The organism is Thermogemmatispora sp., assembly GCF_019683635.1.
In the GTDB taxonomy this organism is placed as follows: Bacteria; Chloroflexota; Ktedonobacteria; order Ktedonobacterales; family Ktedonobacteraceae; genus Thermogemmatispora.
Map to the genome: position 1 here is coordinate 1 of NZ_JADGIA010000345.1, position 2,624 is coordinate 2,624.

Annotated in this window: 2 protein-coding genes; both read left to right on the forward strand. The window is 59.7% G+C overall.

The window, feature by feature from the left end; translation table 11 throughout:
* Window positions 1–602 precede the first annotated feature (602 nt).
* A complete protein-coding gene (locus IRZ31_RS21130) occupies window positions 603–1,517 on the forward strand; it encodes a tetratricopeptide repeat protein (protein ID WP_297157702.1) in 915 nt (304 codons plus the stop codon).
* A 77-nt stretch (window positions 1,518–1,594) separates the two neighbouring features.
* On the forward strand, window positions 1,595–2,242 hold the full coding sequence (locus IRZ31_RS21135; protein ID WP_112432497.1) for a hypothetical protein: 648 nt from the start codon (window positions 1,595–1,597) through the stop codon (window positions 2,240–2,242).
* Window positions 2,243–2,624 lie beyond the last annotated feature (382 nt).

The following is a 2,624-nucleotide window of genomic DNA, read 5'->3' on the forward strand; positions in this document are numbered from 1 at the left end:
GGGGATCGTGGGAGCGGGGTTTGCGTTGTTGACAGGGTCGCCGCTCCTGGGGATGATCTTTTGGACGCTCCAGTGGCCGTTGCCGCTCTCCTTCCTGGTGGAGGGAGTCATGGCCCTGGCCCTGGGGGGCAGGTAGCGGGGTCATGGAGGTGCAGGATGTGGCTGTGGCTATGGATGCCCAACGTGCTTACTTCTCGGAATCAATGCTAGAAGAGAGAATGGATATTATGCAATACTATATACAGTGCGTGCTCCGCTGAATGAGAGAGCAGCCTACTGGTATTGAAAGATTTCTGCAGATATACATCTCAATAGTATGAGTGGCAATTGAGAGGGTGTAGCCGTGGCTATCGAGAGATGTCTGGGACTGAACTGCTCAAAGCGGTATAGTGCTTGCCTTGAGCTGAGGAGGTGAAGAGAGATACGGCGTGCTGTTGCGAGTGAGCTAGCGGAGGGCGATGCAAGAGAGTTCGAATCTCACCAGCTCTCTGGCTTAGCTGGACAGCTTTAAAATGACTGGGGAAGCCTGACGGACGGTCAGCAGATGCAGACACAGGCTCGGGTGACGGTAGTGATACACGGAGGATAGATCACACCCAGGCGTGACAGCTTTTGATTATTGCATTGATAAAAAGGAGGCGCTGGAGGCCTTTGAGAGATTGAGCCGGATGCTGCCAGAGAGTATGGAGCGTCAGGCCAAGCGCTCCTATCACCTTGGCTTGACACTCGACAGGCTAGGCAGAAGTGACGAGGCTGTAGCCGCCTATGATCGGGCCTTAGCCCTTTATGAAGAAGTATTGCAGAGGAATCCCCGGGAGGCGAAGAGCTGGTTGGGGAAAGGGTTCGTGCTGCAGGAACTCGGACGAACAGCTGAAGCCCTGGCGGCCTATGAGGAGGCCTTGCGGCTTGATCCAGACCATCGTTGGGCGGCCTCCAACAAGGCCGGCGTCCTGGCCAAACTCCTGCGCTATCGCGAGGCGCTGACTGCCTATGACTATGCCTGCCAGCTCCAGCCTGAGAATGCCAGGCTGGTCCTGCAGAAGAGCTGTGTGCTGGTAGATCTGGGTCGCTATAGCGAAGCCCTGGGAACGCTGCTGCAGGCGCTGCGCCTCCACTGGCGGGCTGCTTCCTCTCCCTCATCGCTGCTCCCGCTGGAGACGGAGCAGCAGCCGATCCTCCGCCAGCGCGCCGAAAAGGAGCGAGCGGCCTGCCAGCGGCGACTACGGCGCCACCCTGACGATCGCCAGACCCTCTATCAGCAGGCGCTCCTCTTGAGCGGCCTGGGCCGGGGAGAGGAAGCTCTCGCCGTCTATGAGCGCCTTGCTCTGGCGGTGCCCGGCGATCCTGTACCTCGCTGTTGTCAGATTCTCCTGCTGGCTCTTCTAGGCCGCCTCGACGAAGCGAGCGAGCGCTATGAAGAGCTGCGAACCTTGCAGCAGCAGCCAGCCTCTGCGGACAAGCACCTGCGTGCGCTCTTCGGGCCTATGTTCTCGCGTCTGTTAGCACTGATTCGCTAGCTCTCCCCCTCTTGAAGAGTGTCAGCTCCTCACGAAAGGAGAGCAGGCAAACACCATCCAGCTACGGAGGGAACCAGATGCAAGCATCCGATGATAGCAGTGGGCAGCCGCTGCTGTGGCTACAACCCGAGCGTAGACGGAGCTACCTGGTCCTGCGCAAAGGGAGCGTCGAACTGGCCACCTTTGAGCGAGATCAGCAGAGGCCGACGCAGATCCTGCTGACCTTCGGAAGCGAGAGCTGGCTCTTGCTGGGCCAGCAGCTCTTTGATCCTGCAGTCAAGATCTATCCTGGCCCTGCCCGCGATAGGGCGGCAGACGCTCAGCCACTGGCCTGGCTTGATAGCGAGAGCCGTTTCCCTGAGTTGCGCCTGCTTCTCGCCGATGGGCGCTGCTACTGCTGGGTCTGGCGGCGCAGCACCGCGCTGGCCAGCTGTACCTGTCAGATGCTCTCGACCCAGGGGCCGGTCCTGCTACGTATTCACATGCCGGCCTGGCAGCCTAGTCGTGCCCGCTTGAAGGACTGTCAGCTCCAGCTCTTTCCCGCCGCCGAGGGCCTGACGGAGCTGCCACTGCTGGTGGCCCTTAGCCCCTACATCCTGCTCCTGGGACAAGAAGAGAGCGGCCCGGCCCCGCGGCGGCGCAGCCTCGCGGGCGAGGAAGTGGTCTCAGAGGTACTCGAGGCGATTGTCACCTTCCTCGGCGAGCTGCTTGGCCATCTGCACTGATGCCAGAGGTCGCCCACTTGGCGATCTCGCGTCTTTTCCTTGCCGATGACCAACCTGACCGGCTCTTCTCCTCCTTTGGTTTTCGTATAGTACTAATAGGAGCAAACGGCGATGGCTGAGCCTGCCCCAGGCCCTGTACAATGCGCTCTTGACGGTGACTGTTGCCTGCTCGCTACGTCATATACCTGATCTTTATGTAGGATTGGATCAAGACAATGTCTCCTCTTGAAGCAATACCATCTCTTCTGCTGCTCCTTCTGGTAATGGTAGTGATCGGTCTGCCGCTGGCCTTCATCCTCTGGGCGCGTTGGGACAAATGGAGGGATGCCCTGCAACACGCGCGTGGGCGGCTCAAGCGCATGCTCACTGTTGGCATCCTGGT